Source organism: Serratia sp. CMO1 (genome assembly GCF_015689115.1).
In the GTDB taxonomy this organism is placed as follows: Bacteria; Pseudomonadota; Gammaproteobacteria; order Enterobacterales; family Enterobacteriaceae; genus Serratia; species Serratia marcescens.
In genome coordinates this window covers 2,744,310-2,764,771 of sequence record NZ_CP065032.1, presented here as the reverse complement: position 1 = coordinate 2,764,771, position 20,462 = coordinate 2,744,310, and the positions used below count along the sequence as shown (strand labels likewise).

The 20,462-nt window shown below is 57.5% G+C and carries 21 protein-coding genes; 13 read left to right on the top strand and 8 right to left on the bottom strand.

What is annotated here, in order from left to right; translation table 11 throughout:
• Positions 1 to 152 precede the first annotated feature (152 nt).
• The 3 genes from IT763_RS13160 to mdtI all read left to right on the top strand — a co-directional run bounded on the left by IT763_RS13160 (position 153) and on the right by mdtI (position 2,031).
• Positions 153 to 794, top strand: coding sequence for a bifunctional 4-hydroxy-2-oxoglutarate aldolase/2-dehydro-3-deoxy-phosphogluconate aldolase (locus tag IT763_RS13160; protein WP_151254526.1), 642 nt, complete (start codon positions 153 to 155; stop codon positions 792 to 794).
• Between the two features lie 552 nt (positions 795 to 1,346).
• Complete coding sequence (mdtJ, locus tag IT763_RS13155; protein ID WP_004932327.1) at positions 1,347 to 1,715, top strand: multidrug/spermidine efflux SMR transporter subunit MdtJ; 369 nt, start codon at positions 1,347 to 1,349, stop codon at positions 1,713 to 1,715.
• Complete coding sequence (mdtI, locus tag IT763_RS13150) at positions 1,702 to 2,031, top strand: multidrug/spermidine efflux SMR transporter subunit MdtI (RefSeq protein ID WP_016927446.1); 330 nt, start codon at positions 1,702 to 1,704, stop codon at positions 2,029 to 2,031. Before mdtJ ends, mdtI begins: the two co-directional genes overlap by 14 nt.
• A 61-nt stretch (positions 2,032 to 2,092) precedes the next feature.
• Here the strand turns inward: mdtI and IT763_RS13145 are convergent, their stop codons facing one another.
• Positions 2,093 to 2,437: a RidA family protein gene (locus tag IT763_RS13145; RefSeq protein ID WP_015378124.1), complete on the bottom strand. Its 345-nt coding sequence runs from the start codon at positions 2,435 to 2,437 to the stop codon at positions 2,093 to 2,095.
• 133 nt (positions 2,438 to 2,570) lie between these two features.
• Between IT763_RS13145 and IT763_RS13140 the strand changes: the two genes are divergently transcribed.
• The 5 genes from IT763_RS13140 to rnd all read left to right on the top strand — a co-directional run bounded on the left by IT763_RS13140 (position 2,571) and on the right by rnd (position 9,060).
• Positions 2,571 to 4,487, top strand: a complete 1,917-nt coding sequence (locus IT763_RS13140) for an ATP-dependent DNA helicase (RefSeq protein ID WP_206194768.1) — start codon at positions 2,571 to 2,573, stop codon at positions 4,485 to 4,487.
• Positions 4,488 to 4,566: 79 nt separating this feature from the next.
• Entirely contained in the window at positions 4,567 to 5,268 is a 702-nt protein-coding gene (tsaB, locus tag IT763_RS13135) for a tRNA (adenosine(37)-N6)-threonylcarbamoyltransferase complex dimerization subunit type 1 TsaB (RefSeq protein ID WP_049299182.1), read from the top strand.
• A 100-nt stretch (positions 5,269 to 5,368) separates the two neighbouring features.
• Positions 5,369 to 5,959: a Slp family lipoprotein gene (locus IT763_RS13130; RefSeq protein ID WP_016927449.1), complete on the top strand. Its 591-nt coding sequence runs from the start codon at positions 5,369 to 5,371 to the stop codon at positions 5,957 to 5,959.
• Between the two features lie 209 nt (positions 5,960 to 6,168).
• Positions 6,169 to 7,857: a long-chain-fatty-acid--CoA ligase FadD gene (fadD, locus tag IT763_RS13125; protein ID WP_143778208.1), complete on the top strand. Its 1,689-nt coding sequence runs from the start codon at positions 6,169 to 6,171 to the stop codon at positions 7,855 to 7,857.
• An 81-nt stretch (positions 7,858 to 7,938) separates the two neighbouring features.
• A complete protein-coding gene (gene rnd / locus IT763_RS13120) occupies positions 7,939 to 9,060 on the top strand; it encodes a ribonuclease D (RefSeq protein WP_016927451.1) in 1,122 nt (373 codons plus the stop codon).
• 237 nt (positions 9,061 to 9,297) lie between these two features.
• On the opposite strand, the gene minE is transcribed toward rnd, so the two are convergent.
• The 3 genes from minE to minC are packed head-to-tail and all read right to left on the bottom strand — an operon-like array spanning position 9,298 to position 11,104.
• Positions 9,298 to 9,567, bottom strand: coding sequence for a cell division topological specificity factor MinE (gene minE, locus IT763_RS13115; protein ID WP_004932303.1), 270 nt, complete (start codon positions 9,565 to 9,567; stop codon positions 9,298 to 9,300).
• A gap of 3 nt (positions 9,568 to 9,570) precedes the next feature.
• Complete coding sequence (minD, locus tag IT763_RS13110) at positions 9,571 to 10,383, bottom strand: septum site-determining protein MinD (RefSeq protein WP_016927452.1); 813 nt, start codon at positions 10,381 to 10,383, stop codon at positions 9,571 to 9,573.
• 25 nt (positions 10,384 to 10,408) lie between these two features.
• Complete coding sequence (gene minC / locus IT763_RS13105) at positions 10,409 to 11,104, bottom strand: septum site-determining protein MinC (protein WP_004932297.1); 696 nt, start codon at positions 11,102 to 11,104, stop codon at positions 10,409 to 10,411.
• Between the two features lie 136 nt (positions 11,105 to 11,240).
• Between minC and IT763_RS13100 the strand changes: the two genes are divergently transcribed.
• From IT763_RS13100 to IT763_RS13085, 4 genes are all read left to right on the top strand, one after another.
• The gene (locus IT763_RS13100; RefSeq protein WP_004932294.1) at positions 11,241 to 11,513 is read left to right on the top strand and encodes a YcgL domain-containing protein; all 273 of its coding nucleotides are present in this window, start codon (positions 11,241 to 11,243) and stop codon (positions 11,511 to 11,513) included.
• A gap of 28 nt (positions 11,514 to 11,541) precedes the next feature.
• The gene (locus IT763_RS13095) at positions 11,542 to 12,564 is read left to right on the top strand and encodes a lytic transglycosylase domain-containing protein (RefSeq protein ID WP_049299183.1); all 1,023 of its coding nucleotides are present in this window, start codon (positions 11,542 to 11,544) and stop codon (positions 12,562 to 12,564) included.
• Positions 12,565 to 12,622: 58 nt separating this feature from the next.
• Complete coding sequence (locus tag IT763_RS13090; RefSeq protein WP_049299184.1) at positions 12,623 to 13,279, top strand: fumarylacetoacetate hydrolase family protein; 657 nt, start codon at positions 12,623 to 12,625, stop codon at positions 13,277 to 13,279.
• Positions 13,280 to 13,401: 122 nt separating this feature from the next.
• On the top strand, positions 13,402 to 13,848 hold the full coding sequence (locus IT763_RS13085) for a YcgN family cysteine cluster protein (RefSeq protein WP_004932284.1): 447 nt from the start codon (positions 13,402 to 13,404) through the stop codon (positions 13,846 to 13,848).
• 113 nt (positions 13,849 to 13,961) lie between these two features.
• Here IT763_RS13085 and IT763_RS13080 read toward each other — a convergent pair whose 3' ends face one another.
• The 3 genes from IT763_RS13080 to nhaB form a co-directional block, all read right to left on the bottom strand.
• A complete protein-coding gene (locus IT763_RS13080) occupies positions 13,962 to 14,723 on the bottom strand; it encodes an aspartyl/asparaginyl beta-hydroxylase domain-containing protein (protein WP_033632857.1) in 762 nt (253 codons plus the stop codon).
• A gap of 700 nt (positions 14,724 to 15,423) precedes the next feature.
• Positions 15,424 to 15,954, bottom strand: coding sequence for a disulfide bond formation protein DsbB (dsbB, locus tag IT763_RS13075; RefSeq protein WP_004932277.1), 531 nt, complete (start codon positions 15,952 to 15,954; stop codon positions 15,424 to 15,426).
• Between the two features lie 120 nt (positions 15,955 to 16,074).
• Positions 16,075 to 17,640, bottom strand: a complete 1,566-nt coding sequence (gene nhaB / locus IT763_RS13070; protein WP_049298923.1) for a sodium/proton antiporter NhaB — start codon at positions 17,638 to 17,640, stop codon at positions 16,075 to 16,077.
• Between the two features lie 243 nt (positions 17,641 to 17,883).
• On the opposite strand from nhaB, the gene fadR reads away from it, so the two are divergent.
• The gene (gene fadR, locus IT763_RS13065; protein ID WP_025303107.1) at positions 17,884 to 18,603 is read left to right on the top strand and encodes a fatty acid metabolism transcriptional regulator FadR; all 720 of its coding nucleotides are present in this window, start codon (positions 17,884 to 17,886) and stop codon (positions 18,601 to 18,603) included.
• 57 nt (positions 18,604 to 18,660) lie between these two features.
• Here fadR and IT763_RS13060 read toward each other — a convergent pair whose 3' ends face one another.
• Positions 18,661 to 20,196 (bottom strand): SpoVR family protein, encoded by a 1,536-nt coding sequence (locus IT763_RS13060; RefSeq protein WP_016927460.1) that lies wholly within the window; start codon positions 20,194 to 20,196, stop codon positions 18,661 to 18,663.
• Positions 20,197 to 20,462 lie beyond the last annotated feature (266 nt).

Here is a 20,462-nt window from a genome sequence, read left to right as displayed (position 1 = left end):
TGCGCAATGCCGGCAGCCCGTCTGCCGGCTTTTTTTTTTGCCTGCGATCTGCGCGTGGGCCACATCACTTACGGTACGGCCGGACGTCCGCGCATGCGGAGCCCGGTGGCAGGGGCGTGCCATTGTTAACCGCGAGTAATGGAGAAATAACGATGAAAAACTGGAAAACCAGCGCCGAGCAGATCCTGACGGCGGGGCCGGTGGTGCCTGTTATCGTGATCAACAAGCTGGAGCAGGCGGTGCCGCTGGCGAAAGCGCTGGTTGCCGGCGGCGTGCGGGTATTGGAGGTGACGTTGCGCACCACCTGCGGGCTGGAGTCTATCCGCGCTATCGCCAAAGAGGTGCCGGAGGCGATCATCGGCGCCGGTACGGTGATCAACCCGCAGCAACTGCGGCAGGTGACCGAAGCGGGGGCGCAGTTCGCCATCAGCCCGGGGCTGACCGAAGCCTTGCTGCAGGCGGCGACGGCGGGGTCAATCCCGTTGATCCCGGGCATCAGCACCGTATCTGAACTGATGCTGGGCATGGATTACGGCCTGCGCGAATTCAAATTCTTCCCGGCGGAAGCCAACGGCGGCGTGAAGGCGCTGCAGGCGATCGGCGGCCCGTTCCCGCAGGTGCGCTTTTGCCCGACCGGCGGCATTACGCCGAACAATTACCGCGATTATCTGGCGCTAAAAAGCGTATTGTGCATCGGCGGCTCCTGGTTGGTGCCGGCCGATGCGCTCGAAAGCGGCGACTACGCGCGCATCACTGAACTGGCGCGCAGCGCCGTCAGCGGCGCCGCGTTGTAACCCGCGCCAGGCCTGGGGTTGGCGCTTATTTGCGCACCTGCGAATACCGCAAGGCTCAACGCTCCGTTGGGCCTTTTTTAATTTTTATCGTGATTAACTTTCTTATTTTTAACCCGTTTTTTTCTGCTTTTTTATGAAAACGGCAGTTTGCTTTCTTATTTTGGCTGTGGTAAAAATATCTCAGTTGAAAATTTTACTTTTATGAGGATATTGGGCAAATCGCACGGTGTGCGGCTGATAATAGAGAACTATTATGATGACTATTAACGGAACTACCCTCAGAACCTCTACGTGCCAACTCTTCCTGTCTGCGATCCTTGCCAGTGAGCATCACTGGTGCAGCGAACTATAGCGTCTTTCTCCCTTAACCGGTGCGGGTAGCGGGCTTACGCCTTCGCTCTACCGTTCAGCCGGGCAAACATTCTTTTTGCGTTTGGGTCAGTTTATCCCCAGGGATCTCTGCGTCTTGCGCGCCGTACTGCGGCCGTTCGACGAGATAAATCGGGATAAATATGCCTTGGCGCGCGTTATTCGCCGTTTGGGAGAAAAATTATGATTTATTGGATCTTTTTAGGTTTGGCCATCATGACCGAAATCATCGGCACCTTGTCGATGAAATACGCCAGCGTCAATGGCGGCATGATCGGGCATATCGTGATGTACGTGATGATCACCGCGTCTTATGTGTTGCTGTCGGTGGCGGTAAAACGCGTGGCGTTGGGCGTGGCTTATGCGCTGTGGGAAGGCATCGGCATTCTGTTCATTACCCTGTTCAGCGTGCTGTGGTTCGACGAGCCCATTTCGGCGCTGAAGGTACTGGGTCTGGCTACGCTGATCGCCGGCATCATGCTGGTGAAATCCGGCACTCGCAAAGAGCGAAAACAGGTCAGCCCGCGAGGTGACAACCATGCAACAGTTTGAGTTGTACCACATTGGGTTCCTGGGATTGGCCATCGTGCTGGAAATCATCGCCAACATCTTCCTGAAGATGTCGGACGGTTTCCGTAAAATTTGGCTGGGATTGCTGTCGCTGCTGTCGGTGCTCGGTGCGTTCAGCGCCCTGGCGCAGGCGGTGAAGGGCATCGATCTGTCAATCGCTTACGCGTTGTGGGGCGGTTTCGGCATCGCCGCCACCATCGCCGCAGGCTGGATCATGTTCGGCCAGCGGTTGAACGCCAAAGGCTGGATTGGCCTGGCGCTGCTGTTGACGGGGATGGTGATCCTCAAACTGTCCTGATAGCGGGCAATAAAAAACCGCAGGCGTTGCCGTCTGCGGTTTTTTTTCGTCTGCGCGTGGCTTACAGCGCGGCGATGATTTTGATTTCCACCTTGTACTTCGGATTCATCAGCTGCGCCTGCACGGTGCAGCGCACCGGCGCGCTGCCGGCAACGACCCAGGCGTCCCAGGCGGCGTTCATCGCAGCGAAGTCGGCGGTATTGGCCAGGAAAATGGTGGCATCCAGAATACGGCTTTTGTCCGAGCCTACGCGCGCCAGCAGCACGTCGATGGCGGCGAGGGCGTTGGCGGTCTGCGCGGTCGCGTCATCATCCAGGTTCTCCGGCACGCTGGTGTAGTAAACGGTTTCGTTGTGCACCACGGCTTCGGACCAGCGCTGATCGGGATCAATTCTTTCGATATTCATTTGCTTATCTCCATATCATAGTCCCGCTAAGGGTAGCACAGCCGGTGATGAAAAAGCGCGGCGATAAAGTGGGTGGTAGCCGGGCGGCAGGCTTGGCATAATCACCGCTGAATGACACCGGCAGAGAGACAGCGTGACAGACGATTTTGCAACAGACGGCGCATTGGCGCAGGCTATCAAGGGATTCAAACCGCGTGAGCCGCAGCGGCAGATGGCGCAAGCCGTCACCGAGGCGATCAATTTCAAGCAGGAACTGGTGGTGGAAGCCGGCACCGGCACCGGCAAAACCTTCGCTTATCTGGCGCCGGCGCTGCGCGCCGATCGCAAAGTGATCATCTCGACCGGTTCGAAAGCGTTGCAGGATCAGCTGTATGCGCGCGATCTGCCCACCGTCGCCAAGGCGTTGAAGTACAAAGGCAAGCTGGCGCTGCTGAAGGGGCGCTCCAACTACCTGTGCCTGGAACGGCTGGAGCAGCAGTCGATGGCCGGCGGCGAACTGGCGGGGCAGACGTTGATCGATTTGGTGCAGCTGCGCAAGTGGTCGTCACAGACCAAAGAAGGCGACATCAGCACCTGCAGCGAAGTGGCGGAAGACAGTTTCGTTTGGCCATTGGTGACCAGCACCAATGACAACTGCCTGGGCAGCGATTGCCCGCTGTATCAGGATTGCTTCGTGGTCAAGGCGCGCCGCCGTGCGATGGATGCGGATGTGGTGGTGGTGAACCATCACCTGTTCCTGGCGGATATGGTGGTGAAAGAGGGTGGTTTCGCCGAGCTGATCCCGGAAGCCGAGGTGATGATTTTCGACGAGGCGCACCAAATCCCCGACATTGCCAGCCAGTATTTCGGCCAGCAGCTCACCAGCCGCCAGCTGTTGGATCTGGCGAAGGATATCACCATCGCCTACCGCACCGAGGTGCGCGATGCCGCTCAACTGCAAAAAAGCGCCGACCGTCTCAGCCTGAGTACGCAAGATTTTCGCCTGAATCTGGGAGAGCCGGGGTTCCGCGGCAATCTGCGTGACGTGCTCGGCGAACCCAACGTGCAGCGCGCTCTGTTGCTGCTCGATGATGCGCTGGAGCTGTGTTATGACGTGATGAAGCTGTCGCTGGGGCGTTCGGCGCTGTTGGACGCCGCCTTTGAGCGCGCCACGCTGTACCGCGCGCGCCTCAAACGCCTCAAGGCGGTGACGGAACCGGGCTACAGCTATTGGTATGAGTGCAATTCGCGCCACTTCGTGCTGGCGCTGACGCCGTTGACGGTGGCCGACCGGTTCCGTGAAATGCTGGACGAGAAGCCGGGCAGCTGGATCTTTACCTCGGCCACGCTGTCGGTCAACGATCAGCTGGGCCACTTCACCGAACGGCTGGGGCTGACCAAGACCAAAACGCTGCTGCTGCCGAGCCCGTTCGACTATGCCAAACAGGCGTTGCTGTGCGTGCCGCGCTTTTTGCCTTCGCCGAATCAGCCCGGCGGGGCGCGCCAGCTGGCGCGCATGCTGCGGCCATTAATCGAAGCCAACAACGGCCGCTGCTTCTTCTTATGCACCTCGCACCAGATGATGCGCGAGTTGGCGGAAGAGTTCCGCGCCACGATGACGCTGCCGGTGCTGTTGCAAGGGGAAACCAGCAAAGGGCAACTGCTCGCGCAGTTCGTCGCCGCCGGTAACGCGCTGCTGGTGGCGACCAGCAGCTTTTGGGAAGGGGTGGACGTGCGCGGCGATGCGCTGTCCTGCGTCATCATCGATAAGCTGCCGTTCACTTCACCGGACGATCCGCTGCTGAAGGCGCGCATTGAAGATTGCCGCCTGCGCGGCGGCGACCCGTTCAATGACGTGCAGTTGCCGGATGCGGTCATCACCCTGAAACAGGGCGTCGGCCGTTTGATCCGCGACACCGACGATCGCGGCGTGCTGGTGATTTGCGATAACCGTCTGGTGATGCGTCCTTACGGCGAGGTGTTCCTCAATAGCCTGCCGCCCACGCCGCGTACCCGCGATCTGAAGCAGGCCATCGCCTTCCTGCAGGCCGCCGATGCGTCGGCCACGTGAAAGATGAAGGGCTTACGGGGCTGTGCTACAATGCGCGCCCTGTATGAAAAACCCAGTTTTATTCCCGCCAGAGGTTGGCATGTCCACGCGAATTTTAGCGATCGATACCGCGACGGAAGCCTGTTCCGTCGCCGTCTGGAATCAAGGCGAAACCCACGCCCTGTTTGAGCTGTGCCCACGTGAGCATACGCAACGAATTTTACCTATGGTGCAGCAGGTGCTGGCGGAAACCGGTCTGGCGCTCAACCAGCTCGATGCGCTGGCCTTCGGTCGCGGCCCCGGCAGCTTTACCGGGGTGCGCATCGGTATCGGCATCGCTCAAGGCCTGGCGCTGGGCGCCGATCTGCCGATGATAGGCGTTTCCACGCTGCAAACCATGGCGCAGGGCGCCTGGCGCGTCAGCGGCGCGGAGCGCGTGCTGGCGGCGATCGATGCGCGCATGGGTGAAGTTTACTGGGGGCAGTTCGAGCGCCAGGCGGACGGCAGCTGGTTGGAAAGCGAAGGCGAGGCCGTGCTGTCGCCGGCGCAGGCGCTGGAGCGTGCGCAGCGCCTGCAGGGCGAATGGGCCCATGTTGGCACCGGGTGGCAAACCTACCCCGACTTGGTCAAGGGTTCCGCGTTGAGCCTACGTGACGGCCAAATGCTGTTGCCGCAGGCGCAAGACATGCTGCCGCTGGCGCTGCAAGCCTGGCAAGAAGGGCTGGCGGTAGCGGTGGAAAACGCCGAGCCGACCTATCTGCGCAATGAAGTCACCTGGAAAAAACTGCCGGGCCGCGACTGATCGCGGCGTATTGTGCTGATGTTGATGCCGGGCGATGAGGGGCTGCAACTTGAACGATGAAACGCGGTCAAAGTTACAGCCATTTCAGGAGATTGCGACCATGTTAATCCGCACTGCAAGTAAAAAGCTGTCGCTGCTGGCCGTCGCCTGCGGCGCGCTGGTTTTATCCGGGTGCGTCACCGTACCGGATGCGATCAAAGGCTCCAGCCCTTCGCCGGTGACTCAGCTTTCCTCGGTACAAAATGCACCCAACCTGTTTACCGGCGCGGAAGCCCGTTTCGGCGGCACCGTGGTAAACGTCGCCAACGAACAAGGGCGCACGGTGCTGGAGATTGCGGCGGTGCCGCTCGACAGCGGTGCGCGGCCGATACTGGGCGAACCGTCGCGCGGCCGCTTGCTGGCCACGGTAAACGGCTTCCTCGAACCGGTCGATTTCAAAGGCCAACTGGTGACCGTCGTCGGCGCCATTACCGGCCTGAAAGAGGGGCGAATCGGCATGACGCCGTATCGCTTCGTGACGATGAACGTGACCGGTTTCAAACGCTGGCATCTGGTGCAGCAGGTGGTGATGCCGCCTGCGCCAATGGGCCCCTGGGGCTGGCGCGGAGGTCCGTGGGGACCCGGTTGGGGCGCAGGCTATGGCTGGTATAACCCTGGCCCGGCACAGGTGCAAACCATCGTAACCGAGTAGCATACGCTTGATGTGAACACATTTGACAGGGCGGCTCAGGCCGCCCTTTTGTTTTTTGGGATAAGGAATATCCGACAATTAGTGACGTACATCGCAACCTGAATAATGTTTAAAACCCGAACTGGTCTGCTGAGTTAAAATATTGTTATGGTTAGGCTGCGAGTTTGAGGGCTGCGATGATAATTAGTAATGATTTCAGGAGTAATACCTTGGATAAGGTCTGGTTAAAACGGTATCCGGCAGATGTGCCCGCAGAGATTGATGCCGATCGCTATTCGTCGTTGATCGAAATGTTTGAGCATGCCGTGCAGCGCTATGCCGATCAGCCCGCCTTTATCAATATGGGCGAGGTGATGACCTTCCGCAAACTGGAAGAACGCAGCCGGGCTTTCGCGGCTTACCTGCAAAATGAACTGGGCCTGAAGAAGGGCGACCGCGTCGCGCTGATGATGCCTAACCTGTTGCAATACCCCATCGCCCTGTTCGGCATTCTGCGCGCCGGCATGGTGGTGGTCAACGTCAACCCGTTGTATACCCCGCGAGAGCTGGAACACCAGTTGAACGACAGCGGCGCCAGCGCCATCGTCATCGTCTCCAACTTTGCCCATACGCTGGAAAAAGTGGTGTTCAACACTCAGATCAAGCACGTGATCCTGACGCGCATGGGCGATCAGCTGTCGGCCGCCAAAGGCACGCTGGTCAACTTCGTGGTTAAATACGTCAAGCGCCTGGTGCCCAAATACAACCTGCCGGATGCCATTTCATTCCGCAGCGCGCTGCAGCGCGGCCGCCGTCTGCAATATGTAAAACCGGACATCATTAATGCCGATCTGGCCTTCCTGCAATACACGGGCGGCACCACCGGGGTGGCGAAGGGCGCGATGCTGACGCACCGCAATATGCAGGCCAACCTCGAGCAGGCCAAAGCCGCCTATTCGCCGCTGTTCCGCGAAGGGCAGGAACTGGTGGTGACGGCGTTGCCGCTTTATCACATTTTCGCGCTGACGGTGAACTGCCTGCTGTTTATCGATCTGGGCGGGCGCAATTTGCTGATCACCAACCCGCGCGATATTCCGGGGCTGGTGAAGGAGTTGGGTAAATACCCGTTCACCGCCATGAGCGGGGTGAATACCTTGTTCAATGCGTTGCTGAACAATGAAGAGTTCCACAAGCTCGATTTCTCTACGCTGCGTTTCTCGGTCGGCGGCGGCATGTCGGTGCAAAAAGCGGTGGCCGAGAAGTGGGAAAAAACTACCGGTAAACACCTGCTGGAAGGCTATGGCCTGACGGAGTGCGCACCGCTGGTGGCCGGTAACCCTTACGATCTGAAACACTACAGCGGCAGCATCGGCCTGCCGGTGCCGTCGACGGACATTCGGTTGGTGGACGACAATGGCCACGATGTGCCGCCGGGCGAACCGGGCGAACTGTGGGTCAAAGGGCCGCAAGTTATGTTAGGCTATTGGCAGCGCCCGGAAGCCACCGACGAAGTGCTGAAAGACGGCTGGTTGGCGACCGGTGATGTGGTGACCGTGGACGAGCAGGGGTTTGTGCGCATCGTCGATCGCAAGAAAGACATGATCCTGGTCTCCGGTTTCAACGTTTACCCGAACGAGATTGAGGATGTGGTCAGCCAGCATCCGAAAGTGCTGGAATGTGCGGCGATCGGCGTGCCCAGCGAGGCCTCTGGCGAAACGGTGAAGATCTGCGTGGTGAAGAAAGACGCCTCGCTGACCAAGGAAGAGCTGTTGACCCATTGCCGTCGGCACCTGACCGGGTATAAAGTGCCTAAAATTGTTGAGTTCCGCGATGAACTGCCGAAGTCTAACGTCGGCAAGATTTTGCGGCGAGAACTGCGCGATGAGCTAAAAACGCCGAAGCCGGCCGATGCCGCCTAGGCGTCGCTCTCGCGCCTGACTATCAACAACGCCGGTGAATGCCGGCGTTGTTGTGTTTGAATCCTACAAGAGAATGATGTTTTGAATTATCAGTTGATCACTACCGATGCCGGATTGCAGCAGGTCTGCGAGCAGGCGAGAAAGCATGCCCAGATTGCGCTGGACACCGAGTTTGTCAGAACGCGCACCTACTATCCGCAGTTGGGCCTGATCCAGCTCTACGACGGTGAACAACTCTCCCTTATCGATCCTCTGCCGATCAAGCAATGGCAGCCGTTTGTCGACCTGCTGGCCGACACCGCCGTGGTGAAGTTCCTGCATGCCGGCAGTGAAGATCTCGAAGTGTTTCTCAACGCCTTTAAAACGCTGCCGACGCCGATGGTCGATACCCAGATCCTGGCGGCCTTTACTGGCCGGCCGCTCTCCTGCGGCTTCGCGACGCTGGTGGCGGAGTACATGAAGGTTGAGCTGGACAAGAGCGAGTCGCGCACCGACTGGCTGGCGCGCCCGCTGACCGAAAGGCAATGCGTGTACGCGGCCGCCGACGTGTTCTATCTGCTGCCGATGGCTAAACAGCTGGTGCAGGAGACCGAAGAGGCCGGTTGGACCGCGGCGGCCAATAACGAGTGCCTGCTGCTGTGTCAACGCCGTAGCGAGGCGCTGGCGCCGGAAGTCGCCTACCGCGAAATCAGCAATGCCTGGCAGCTGCGCCCGCGTCAGCTGGGGTGTTTGCAGAAGTTGGCGGAATGGCGGCTGCGCCAGGCGCGTGAGCGCGATCTGGCGGTGAACTTCGTGGTGCGTGAGGAGAACCTGTGGCAGGTGGCGCGCTATATGCCGTCTTCGCTGGGAGAACTGGATTCTCTGGGGCTGAGCGGGCCGGAGATCCGTTATCACGGCAAAACGCTGCTGGCGCTGGTGGCGGAGGCCGAAGCGCTGGAAGAGTCCGAGTTGCCGGCGCCGTTGGCCAACCTTATCGATCAGCCGGGCTACAAGAAGGTGTTCAAAGACATCAAGGCGGCGATCGCTACCGTCAGCGAGCAAAGCGGGTTGAGCAGCGAGCTGTTGGCATCCCGTCGCCAAATTAACCAATTGCTGAACTGGCATTGGAAACTGAAGGACGGCGAAAGTCGCCCTGAATTAATCAGCGGCTGGCGCGGCGATTTATTAATGGCGCCGTTGCAGGACATCCTGAAAGATTATTAATCGCTGATTATCACCTGGGCAGGGTAGGGAAACTCTGCTCGGGTGAATATAGGCAGGAAATAATGCGTTGAAGGTAAATCTGGCCAGAATTTACTTTAAACGAGGCGGCGGCAAAGTTAATTGGGAATAGTCCCAAAGGGAAAAATCGCTTTTTTGCTACCGATAAAGCTTAATAACTGGATGCACATACAGTTACCCCCTGCATAAAATATACAGGGGGTAATTAATGCGTCGCAATCATTTAGCTGCTTCTTCCGATTCCGGCAATGTCACGTTAAGTTCAAGTACCGAAATATCGTCCCCTTTCTGCTCGAACTGCACGTGCAGCATTTCAGGATCGATCTGAATGTATTTGCAAATAACCGCCAGAATATCGCGTTTCAGATCAGGCAGATACGGGGGCTCACTGTCCCCGCGGCGACGCTCTGCGACGATAATCTGCAGCCGTTCCTTGGCTATATTGGCTGTCTGTTTTTTGCGGGACAGAAAGAAGTCTAATAAGGCCATGGTTTATCCCCCAAAAAGGCGTTTCAGGAAACCCTTCTTCTCTTCTTCAATGAAGCGGAATGGGCGTTCTTCCCCCAACAAGCGGCAAACGGTATCGTCATACGCCTTACCGGCGTCTGACTCGGCATCCAGAATGACAGGCTCACCCTGGTTGGAAGCGCGCAGCACGGACTGGTCTTCCGGGATCACGCCCACCAGCGGAATGCGCAGGATTTCCAGCACGTCTTCCATGCTCAGCATGTCGCCACGGCTGACGCGGCCCGGGTTATAACGGGTCAGCAGCAGGTGTTCCTTGATAGGCGATTCGCCTTTCTCGGCGCGGCGTGATTTGGAAGAGAGAATGCCCAGGATACGGTCGGAGTCGCGTACCGAAGACACTTCCGGGTTGGTGGTGATGATAGCTTCGTCGGCGAAATACAGCGCCATCAGCGCACCGGTTTCGATACCGGCCGGTGAGTCGCAGACCACGAAGTCAAAATCCATCTCGCCGAGATCGTTGAGGATTTTTTCAACGCCTTCGCGGGTCAACGCGTCTTTGTCGCGTGTCTGCGAAGCCGGCAGGATATAGAGGTTTTCAGTGCGTTTGTCTTTGATCAACGCCTGATTCAGCGTGGCATCGCCCTGAATCACGTTCACGAAATCATAAACTACCCGACGTTCGCAGCCCATGATCAGGTCAAGATTACGCAGACCGATATCGAAATCGATCACGACGGTTTTCTTGCCTTTCTGGGCCAGGCCGGTAGCGATGGCCGCGCTCGAAGTGGTCTTGCCAACGCCCCCTTTACCCGATGTAACAACAATAATGCGTGCCATGAAATGGATTCCTTGTCAAAAGGGCTTAATTTAAAGGTTGTATGGTTAAAGCGTTATCCAACAGGCTGAGTCGTACGGCCTGCCCGACGTAATCGGACGGGATTTGGTCGCTCAACCAGTACTGCCCTGCGATAGAGACTAGCTCAGCCGCCAGGTGGGTGCAAAAAATCTGACATTGCGTGTCGCCTGACGCGCCTGCCAGTGCGCGACCGCGCATCATGCCGTAGACATGAATATTGCCGTCGGCAATCAGTTCGGCGCCGGCGCTGACGCTGCTGGTCACGATAAGATCGCTGTTGCGGGCGTAAATCTGTTGGCCGGAACGGACAGGCGTACTGATGATGCGCGTTTTGGCGGGGGCGTTATCCGCCACCACGGGCGCTGGCGCAGGCTCCGGCGCCGCCATTTTCTGGCCTTTGCCTTCGCTCAGCAGCGGCAGCCCGGCGCGGGCTATCGCGCGCTTTTGACGCTCATCTCTGCAACCGCTGATACCCACAACGCGCAGACCTGCCGCCGCGACAGCCTGTTGAAGTTCTTTCCAGTTCGCATCGCCTTCCAGCGTTGCGACGTTGATAACAACAGGAGCGTTTTTCAGAAAAGCGGGCGCTTGCTCAACTTTTTCCTGTAACGCCTGGCGTATTACCTCGGGCTGCGAATTATGCAAATGAACAACCGATAGGGTAAAACTGCTGCCTTTTAGCTCAATTGGCGATTGTGACATCTATCCTGACTCAGTCTCAGCAACTTTAAATCCCCGGAATACCACTCGGGGTGCGATATTCCGATGTACTATAAGCATGTTATAGTCAGAGTTATATCCAGGCAAGACGCTCCCTCAATTAAATAGAGTTAAAAAAATGCTTTGTGTGATCTATAGAAGCCCGAAACGCGATCAAACTTATCTTTATGTCGAAAAAAAAGACGATTTCTCTCGTGTGCCGGAAGAGCTGATGAAAAGTTTCGGCGTGCCGCAATTCGCCATGATGCTGTCGCTCGATGAGCGCAAGAAATTGGCCTCGGCGGATATCGAAAAGGTGAAGCAGGCGTTGAAAGACGAAGGCTATTATCTGCAGTTCCCGCCGCCGGTTGAAAACCTGCTTAATCAGCATCTGGCGGGCGATAAGGCCTGAGACAGTCGCCACGGCCAGGGGAGGCGCGATGACACGTTCGGCGAGAAAGACCGTATTGGCCGCCTGGTTGGCGCTGGGCGGAGTGCTGATGCCCGGCGCATCGCAGGCGGCGCAGGAGACGACGCTGGCGGCGAGCGGCCGCGATCCGGCGCAGTTCCCGGCGTATGTCGATCAACTTAAGCGCCGGGCGCGGGAACAGGGCATCAGTCAGGCGACTCTTGATCGCGCGTTTGCGCAAATCCACTTCGTCGATCGAGTGATCAAGGCCGATCGCAATCAGCCGGAGCAGAAGATCACCCTGGACGATTACCTGCGGCGGGTGATGTCGCCCGCCAAGGTGCGCCAGGGGCGAGAACGGTATCGGCAGCGCCATGCGCAATGGTTGCGGGCCAGCGAGCGCTATCGGGTGCCAGGGCGTTATATCATCGCGCTGTGGGGGATGGAGAGCGCCTACGGCAAGATTCAGGGGCGGGAAGACGTGGTGTCTGCGCTGGCGACCTTGGCGTTTGAAGGGCGCCGTGAAGCTTTTTTCAGCCAGGAACTGATGGCGGCGCTGCAGATAGTCGAGCAGGGGCACGTCGGCGATACGCCGCTGAAAGGCTCCTGGGCCGGCGCGATGGGGCAATGCCAGTTTATGCCGAGCTCCTTCTTGCGCTACGCGGCGGATGGCGACGGCGACGGGCGCATCGATATCTGGAACAACATTGACGACGTTTTCGCGTCTACAGCCAGCTATCTGTCCAAAGAGGGCTGGCAGCCCGGCATCGGTTGGGGGCGCGAGGTCAAACTGCCCGCCGGCTTCAATCCGACCGAACTGGGCCTGAAAGACGCGCAGGCGCGCAGCGTCAACGACTGGCAGAAACGCGGCGTGCGCCGTGCGGATGGCAGTGCGTTGCCGCATGCCGTGCAGCGCGGTTGGATTATCGCGCCGGATGATCTGCAGGGGCGGACGTTCCTGGTCTATGATAATTTCCGCACCCTCATGCACTGGAATCGCTCTTACTATTTCGCCCTCGCCGTGGGTATGATGGCAGACGCGATCGGGCATTGATCCGGCACACCAATAATCGGCTTGGCGCGCCAAGCCTCTACAGTTTGGGAGAAGCGGTATGTATCAACATAGAGACTGGCAGGGTTCGCTGCTCGATTTCCCGGTGAACAAGGTGGTCTGCGTCGGCAGCAACTACGCCGATCACATCAAGGAAATGGGCAGCGCGGCGTCCGTCGAACCGGTGGTGTTTATCAAACCGGAAACGGCGTTGTGCGATATTCGCCAGCCGGTGGCCATCCCCAAAGAGTTCGGTGCGGTGCATCATGAAGTGGAGCTGGCGGTATTGATCGGCACACCGTTGAAACAGGCCAACGAAGATCGCGTTGCGCGGGCGATCGCCGGTTATGGCGTGGCGCTCGATCTGACGCTGCGCGATCTGCAAGCGGGCTTTAAAAAGGCCGGCCAGCCGTGGGAAAAGGCCAAGGCCTTCGACGGTTCCTGCCCGATGTCGGGATTTATCCCGGTGGCGGAATTCTGCGATCCGCAAAACGCCGAGCTGTCGTTGACCGTCAACGATCAATTGCGCCAGCAGGGCAATACGCGCGACATGATCACGCCAATCCTGCCGCTTATCAGCTACATGAGCCGCTTCTTCACGCTGCGCGCCGGCGACATCATCCTGACCGGCACGCCGCAGGGCGTGGGCCCGATGGCCTCCGGCGACATGTTGAAAATCAGCCTGAACGGCAAAACGCTCAGCACCCGGGTGATCTGACCTCTCTTCGCCGCCGGCATCGTCGGCGGCAAAGCTTGCATCTTGCGGCTAATATGTCTATATAGTCCCCCCTCGAACCTGTGCGCAGGTGACTTATCCATTTACCGAAACCGGACGCTAACATGTCACAACTCGCTTTTTGGCAACAGAAAACGCTGGCGGAAATGTCAGAACAAGAGTGGGAATCGCTGTGCGACGGGTGCGGGCAATGCTGTTTGAATAAGCTGATCGACGAAGATACCGACGAGATTTATTTTACCAACGTAGCCTGCAACCAGCTCAACATCAAATCCTGCCAATGCCGTAACTATGAGCGGCGCTTCGAGCTGGAAGAAGACTGCATCAAACTGACGCGCGAGAACCTCACTACCTTCGATTGGCTGCCGCCGACCTGCGCCTATCGCCTGATCGGCGAAGGCAAGCCGCTGTTTCCCTGGCACCCGCTGATCAGCGGCTCCAAAGCGGCGATGCACGGCGAGCGCATCACGGTGCGGCATATTGCGGTGCGCGAGAGCGAAGTGGTGGACTGGCAGGATCATATCCTCAACAAGCCGGACTGGGCCAGATAACGCGGATGCCTTGACAGATGTTGCTCGGCAACACGAGTTTTAATGCCAGAGGGCGGCGTGTTAAGACATCCCGCCCTCTTGGCTATTGAGCTCACGCGCATGAGACTCTTGCTTCACGCTTTTTTGTCGCGGCGATGCCAGTTAGCCAGATTTTTCAGCGGCTGCTTCACATACGGGCTGGCCTTGATCAGGCTGAACAGCAGTTTATTCACCGCCGTACCCACTTTGTCCATTGGCCGGTCGACATCGAGAAACAGCACAGCGCGCAGCTCGTCGGTATCATTGCGAACTTCGTGTTCGTAGGAATCATCAAACAAAATCACCTTGCCTTCATCCCAGTGCAGAATTTGGTCGTCAACGCGGATCCAGAGCTTGTCCCGATCCTTTGGCACGATCAATCCCAGATGCGCACGCACGACGGCTCGAGTCGGGCCTTTGTGAGGCACGATGTGATAGTGCGGTTTAAGAATCGAAAACATGGCGGTGCGCATGCCGGGGATCTCGCTGACCGCCTCTGCTGTGCGCGGGCAGATGGCGCAGTTTTCATCAACCCGTTGCCCGTAGACAAACAGCCCGAAGGTTTTCCAGTTATCGCCTTTAGAGATGCGTTTCTGATCCGGTGATATTTGGTGGAACGCTGGGATATCCTCCGGGTGCTCCAGTAACCGATCCAACTCCTCGCGAATGGCCGGCCAACGGGCTTCCAGCGCCGTCACCCAATGGAATTCATGATTGCCGATCCGCGGCGTGGTGGAGATGAGCGAATGGCGAGTCTGAAATTCGCCGTTCCAGCGCAGGAATTTTTTCCCGGCTTTGAGCAGCATGCGCCGCAGGAAGGGGCGCTGAGACGAAGGGGGCAATGTGGTATCCGGCATAGTATCGTGTCCTTGATGTCATATGATGTGCTGTAGTCAGCCAAAACCTGGCTCACAGGAAGAAAGGGTGAAAGTCAACACGTCATTTAGCATAGGGAAAGCATCGCGAACGATTTTAATCTTTAGTGCGCGAATGGCGTTGATGCTTGCTGCCGGATAGAGGCAAATTCCAACAATTTATTTAAGGATGGTAAGGGTTTGTGCGGGGGAGGAGGGGGAAAAAAGCCCCTGCAAAGATGAGGGGCAAGACACACAACAACACCAGGGAAATCGGTAGTACTCACTTTGCCGATACTATAAGGATTTTATGGGTAAACTTCACCAAAATATTGTGCTCTGAATGTGACAAAGGTGCAGTCGTTCATAAGTAACGGTAATTTATTGATGCTCGAAGGCTGAAAGGAATGAGCCTGAGCGGCCAGTTTTTAGTCGCCGATATCGCAGAAGTTTAATGTTATGTAAATTACGCGCTTAATTGTGCCGGGATGCTTCTTTTTAAACGATAAGTTGGGTAATTTGGCCGCTCTCCCGCAAGTTCGAGAGTATAACAATGAAAATGATCCGCCTGTTTGCCGTAGCTGGAGCGCTGATCGTGCTCGTTTACTTCCTTACACATACCTGAGGTGGCTTTATCTCGGAATGTGGCAGCAATACCTAAAAAAACGGCGCCTTCCGGCGCCGTTTTTTGTTTGTTTGCCGATCAGCGGCCGAACAGGTCGCGGCGGCGTGGGCGAACAAACTGCGCGATCAGCACAATCAGCGCCACCAGCAGATAGGCGCCGAAGATGCCGACCAACCATTGCGGCATTTCCAACGTCAGGAATTGCCATTGACGCACGGAGCAGTCACCGGAAGCGTGGAACACCGCCGGCAGCCATTTGTCCAGCGGCAGCCAGGACGGGAAGCTGACGAAGAAATCGCAGGTATTGAATGGCGAAGGATGCAACTGGATCATGGTGTGCTTCCACGCCAGCTGTACGCCTTCCCAGGCGCTGTAGATCCACAGCAAGATCGCCGCGTAGCGCAGCGGAGTTTTCGGCGCGATGGCGCCCACCAGCGAGGCGCCGAGGATGCCGAACAGCGCGCAACGCTCGTAAATGCACATCACGCACGGCTGCAGCAGCATAACGTGCTGGAAATAGAGCGCGACCAGTTCCAACACCAACGCTGTCAAGGCCATCAGCAGCCAGGCGCCGCGTCCTTGTGAACAGCGGTTAAAGAATTGCAACATATCTAGATTCTTCCATGCAGTAAGCAATTGAACCGGCAGTGTAAACCAATTCCTCTTCGCTGCCAGCCACCTGGGCCGGATTCAGCGTAAAAATAGTCGGTTCACCCTGCCGGCGCCGTCTCAGTGGCCGACGGCGTCGATGGACGGCAGCGTCAGCCAATGCCACTGCGTCAACAACTCGGTCGCCGGTTCCAAGGTGAACTGGACGCACAGCAGGCCAACTACCGTCAGCACCACCGTATAAGGCAGGGCCATCCATACCATGCGGCCATACGACAAACGCACCAGCGGCGCCAATGCCGACGTCAGCAGGAACAGAAACGCCGCCTGTCCGTTAGGGGTGGCGACCGATGGCAGGTTGGTACCGGTATTGATGGCGACCGCCAGCAGCTCGAACTGCTTCAGCCCGATCGCGCCGGTTTCCAGCGCGGTGCGCGCCTCGTTGATGTAAACCGTGCCGACGAAGACGTTGTCGGAAACCGACGACAGCAGGCCGTTGAACAGGTAGAACAGCGAAAGCTGAGAGGCGGGCTCGGCGCGCAGCACAAACTGGATCACCGGGCTGAACAGGTGCTGCTCGATGATGACCGCGACCACGGTGAAAAACACCGTCAGCAGCGCGGTGAACGGCAGCGCTTCCTGGAACGCTTTGCCGATGGCGTGCTCGTCGTTCACGCCGCACAGGGAGGTGGCGAGGACGATCACCGACAGGCCAATCAGCCCCACTTCAGCCAGGTGGAAGGCCAGCGCCAGCACCAGCCAAACGCCGATCAGCGCCTGCATCACCAGTTTGAGCCGTTCTTGTTTGCTACGGCCCGCAGTGGCCTTGCGGTCATACTCTTTCAGCACGTCGCGCACCGCTTCCGGTAGCTGCGCGCCGTAGCCAAACAGGTGAAAACGTTCTACCAGCCAACACACCAGCAGGCCGCACACCAACACCGGCAGCGTGACCGGCGCCATACGCAGGAAGAAATCGATAAAACCCCAGCCCGCGTTTTTGGCGATGATCAGGTTTTGCGGCTCGCCCACCATGGTCATGACCCCGCCGAGCGCGGTGCCGACGCCGGCGTGCATCAGCAGGCTGCGCAGAAAGGCGCGGAATTGCTCCAGCGTCTGTTTGCGCTCTTCGCCGGTAAAATCGCTGTCATCGCCAATGTCGCCGTCAGGGCGGTTTGACGTCACGTTGTGATAGATGGAATAGAAGCCGGTGGCCACGCTGATCACTACCGCCACGACCGTCAGCGCGTCGAGGAAGGCGGAAAGGAAGGCGGCGGCCAGGCAGAACGCCAGCGACAGCAGGGTTTTCGAACGGATGTTGAGCAGCAGCTTGGTGAACACAAACAGCAGCAGCTGCTTCATAAAGTAGATGCCGGCCACCATAAAGATCAGCAGCAGCAACACGTCCAGATTATGTTCGATTTCCTGCGAAACCTGCACCGGGCTGGTCATGCCGATGGCCACGGCCTCGAGCGCCAGCAGGCCGCCCGGCAGCAGCGGGTAGCATTTCAGCGCCATCGCGAGGGTAAAGATGAACTCGGCCACCAGCAGCCAACCCGCGATAAACGGGCTGGCGAAAAAGAACACCAGGGGGTTGATCGCCAGAAAAATGAGAATGGTCAGTTTGTACCAGTCGGGAGATTGCCCCAGAAAATTTTTGAGCAGGGCGCTACGCAGGGTTGTTTCCATTGTGCTCTATGCATCCTTCAATCAGTCGTAGCACGTACCCTAACAATGCGGTGGGGGCGTGCGCAACCTGAGCTTGTTTTACCATGGGAAAACTCCTCCGACCGGTATTTTTGCTCGTTTTTTGCCACGTTATGCACACTTTCGTTTATTGTTTTTCGCTCACGCTATGTCATGTCAGCACGATCTGGTATGATGAGCTGATTACTTTTACTGATTTTATCGTCGCAACGGAACGTCAAACACATGGTCATAAAGGCGCAGAGTCCTGCCGGTTTCGCGGAAGAGTACATTATTGAGAGTATTTGGAATAATCGCTTCCCCCCTGGCTCTATTTTGCCCGCGGAGCGTGAGCTTTCGGAGTTGATTGGCGTCACGCGCACCACGTTACGTGAAGTGTTGCAACGTCTGGCCCGCGATGGCTGGTTGACCATTCAGCATGGCAAACCGACCAAAGTGAACAATTTTTGGGAAACGTCCGGCCTCAATATCCTTGAGACGGTGGCTCGTCTCGATCACAAAAGCGTCCCTCAGCTGATCGATAACCTGCTGTCCGTGCGCACCAATATCGCGTCGATCTTTATTCGCGCCGCGGTGCGCAATCATCCGGAGCAGGCCCAGGAAGTGTTGGCGAAGGCCGCCGAGGTTGAAGATCAGGCGGACGCTTTCAATCTGCTCGATTACGAGATCTTCCGCGGTCTGGCGTTCGCTTCCGGCAATCCGATCTACGGCCTGATCTTCAACGGTCTGAAAGGGCTGTACACCCGCGTGGGCCGTTACTACTTCTCCAACCCGGAAGCGCGCAAGCTGGCGCTGACCTTCTACAGCAAGCTGTCCACGCTGTGCCATGAGAAGCTGTACGACCAGGTGATGGACACCGTGCGCAACTACGGTAAGGACAGCGGGGCGATTTGGCAGAGCATGCAGGGCACCATGCCGAGCGATCTGACCGAAGCGCGCCGTTAATCGCGAGTCAATGAAAAAGAAAGGGCGCCATTTTGGCGCCCTTTGTCGTTGCGGCGGTTACAGCGGCGTAGGCCGCGGCGGGCAGCGATCGAGCAACTCTACACTGCCGTCTTCATTTTGCTGCTCGAGGATCACGTCGAAGCCCCACAGGCGATGCAGGTGCTTCAACACGTCGCGGCGGCTCTTATCCAGTGGCGCGCGTTCCTGCGGGATGTAACGCAATGTCAGCGAGCGGTCACCGCGCAGATCCACGTTCCAGATCTGAATGTTCGGCTCATGGTTGCTCAGGTTGTATTGCGCCGACAGCTCCTGGCGGATCGCCCGGTAACCGGCTTCGTTATGGATCGCGGCAATCTCCAGATAGTTGTTGCGATCGTCGTCCAGCACGGTGAACAACCGGAAATCACGCATCACTTTGGGTGACAGGAACTGGCTGATAAAGCTCTCGTCCTTGAAGTCGCGCATGGCGAAGTGCAATGTCTCCAGCCAGTCTTTTCCGGCGATGTCCGGGAACCAGTAGCGGTCTTCTTCGGTCGGCGATTGGCAGATGCGCTTGATGTCCTGGAACATGGCGAAGCCCAGCGCATAAGGGTTGATGCCGTTATAGTACGGGCTGTTGTACGGCGGCTGATACACCACGTTGGTGTGGCTGTGCAAAAACTCCAGCATAAACCGCTCTGTCACTCGGCCCTCGTCGTACAGATGGTTGAGGATGGTGTAATGCCAGAAGGTGGCCCAACCCTCGTTCATCACCTGAGTCTGCTTTTGCGGGTAGAAATACTGGCTGACTTTGCGCACGATGCGCAACACCTCACGCTGCCAGGGTTCCAACAGCGGTGCATTCTTTTCGATAAAATAGAGGATATTTTCCTGCGGTTCGCTCGGATACCGGCGCGCCTGCTCCGGCGACTCTTCACGTTCGACGCGTGGCAAGGTCTTCCATAACGTATTCACCTGGCTTTGCAGATACTCTTCGCGGCTTTTCTGGCGCGCTTTCTCTTCCACCAGGGAGATTTTCTGCGGGCGCTTGTACCTGTCGACCCCATAGTTCATCAGCGCGTGGCAGGAGTCCAGCAGTCGCTCCACTTCATCGACGCCGTAGCGCTCTTCGCATTGGCTGATGTAGTGGCGGGCGAACAGCAGATAATCGACGATGGAGCTGGCGTCGGTCCAGCTGCGGAACAGATAGTTATTCTTGAAGAACGAGTTGTGGCCATAGCAGGCGTGCGCCATCACCAGCGCCTGCATGGTGATGGTGTTTTCCTCCATCAGGTAGGCGATGCAGGGATTGGAGTTGATGACGATTTCATACGCCAGCCCTTGCTGGCCCTGTTTGTAGCGCTGTTCGGTTTCGATGAACTTCTTGCCGAAGGACCAATGGGTATAGTTGATCGGCATGCCGACGCTCGAATAGGCGTCCATCATCTGCTCGGAGGTGATCACCTCGATCTGATGGGGGTAAGTGTCGAGTCGGTAATGCTTGGCGACGCGGTCAATCTGCTCCAAATACACCTGCAGCAGTTCGAACGTCCAGTCCGGTCCATCGCTCAGACGTTTATCATCCTTAACCTTTTCATGTGTTGAAGTAGTCATCAGCGCACCCTCATTATTCACGGGTCTTGCTCAAACGACAGACCCTGTAACAAGCATAGTTCAAGTCATAATTAACCATTGCAAATCAGTGAAATAAAAATGCCGGTACGCAAAGGAGCGAACGGCGGTCGATCCGGCGCCCGTCCCGGCAGAAGGCGGCGCGGCACCGCATTCCCTCTTCGAGTATAACCCTGCGGCAGGGGGGCGCAACACAATGCCTGTTGCACGACAAGGATTGAAAATTGTTATGTTATATTGTAACTTTT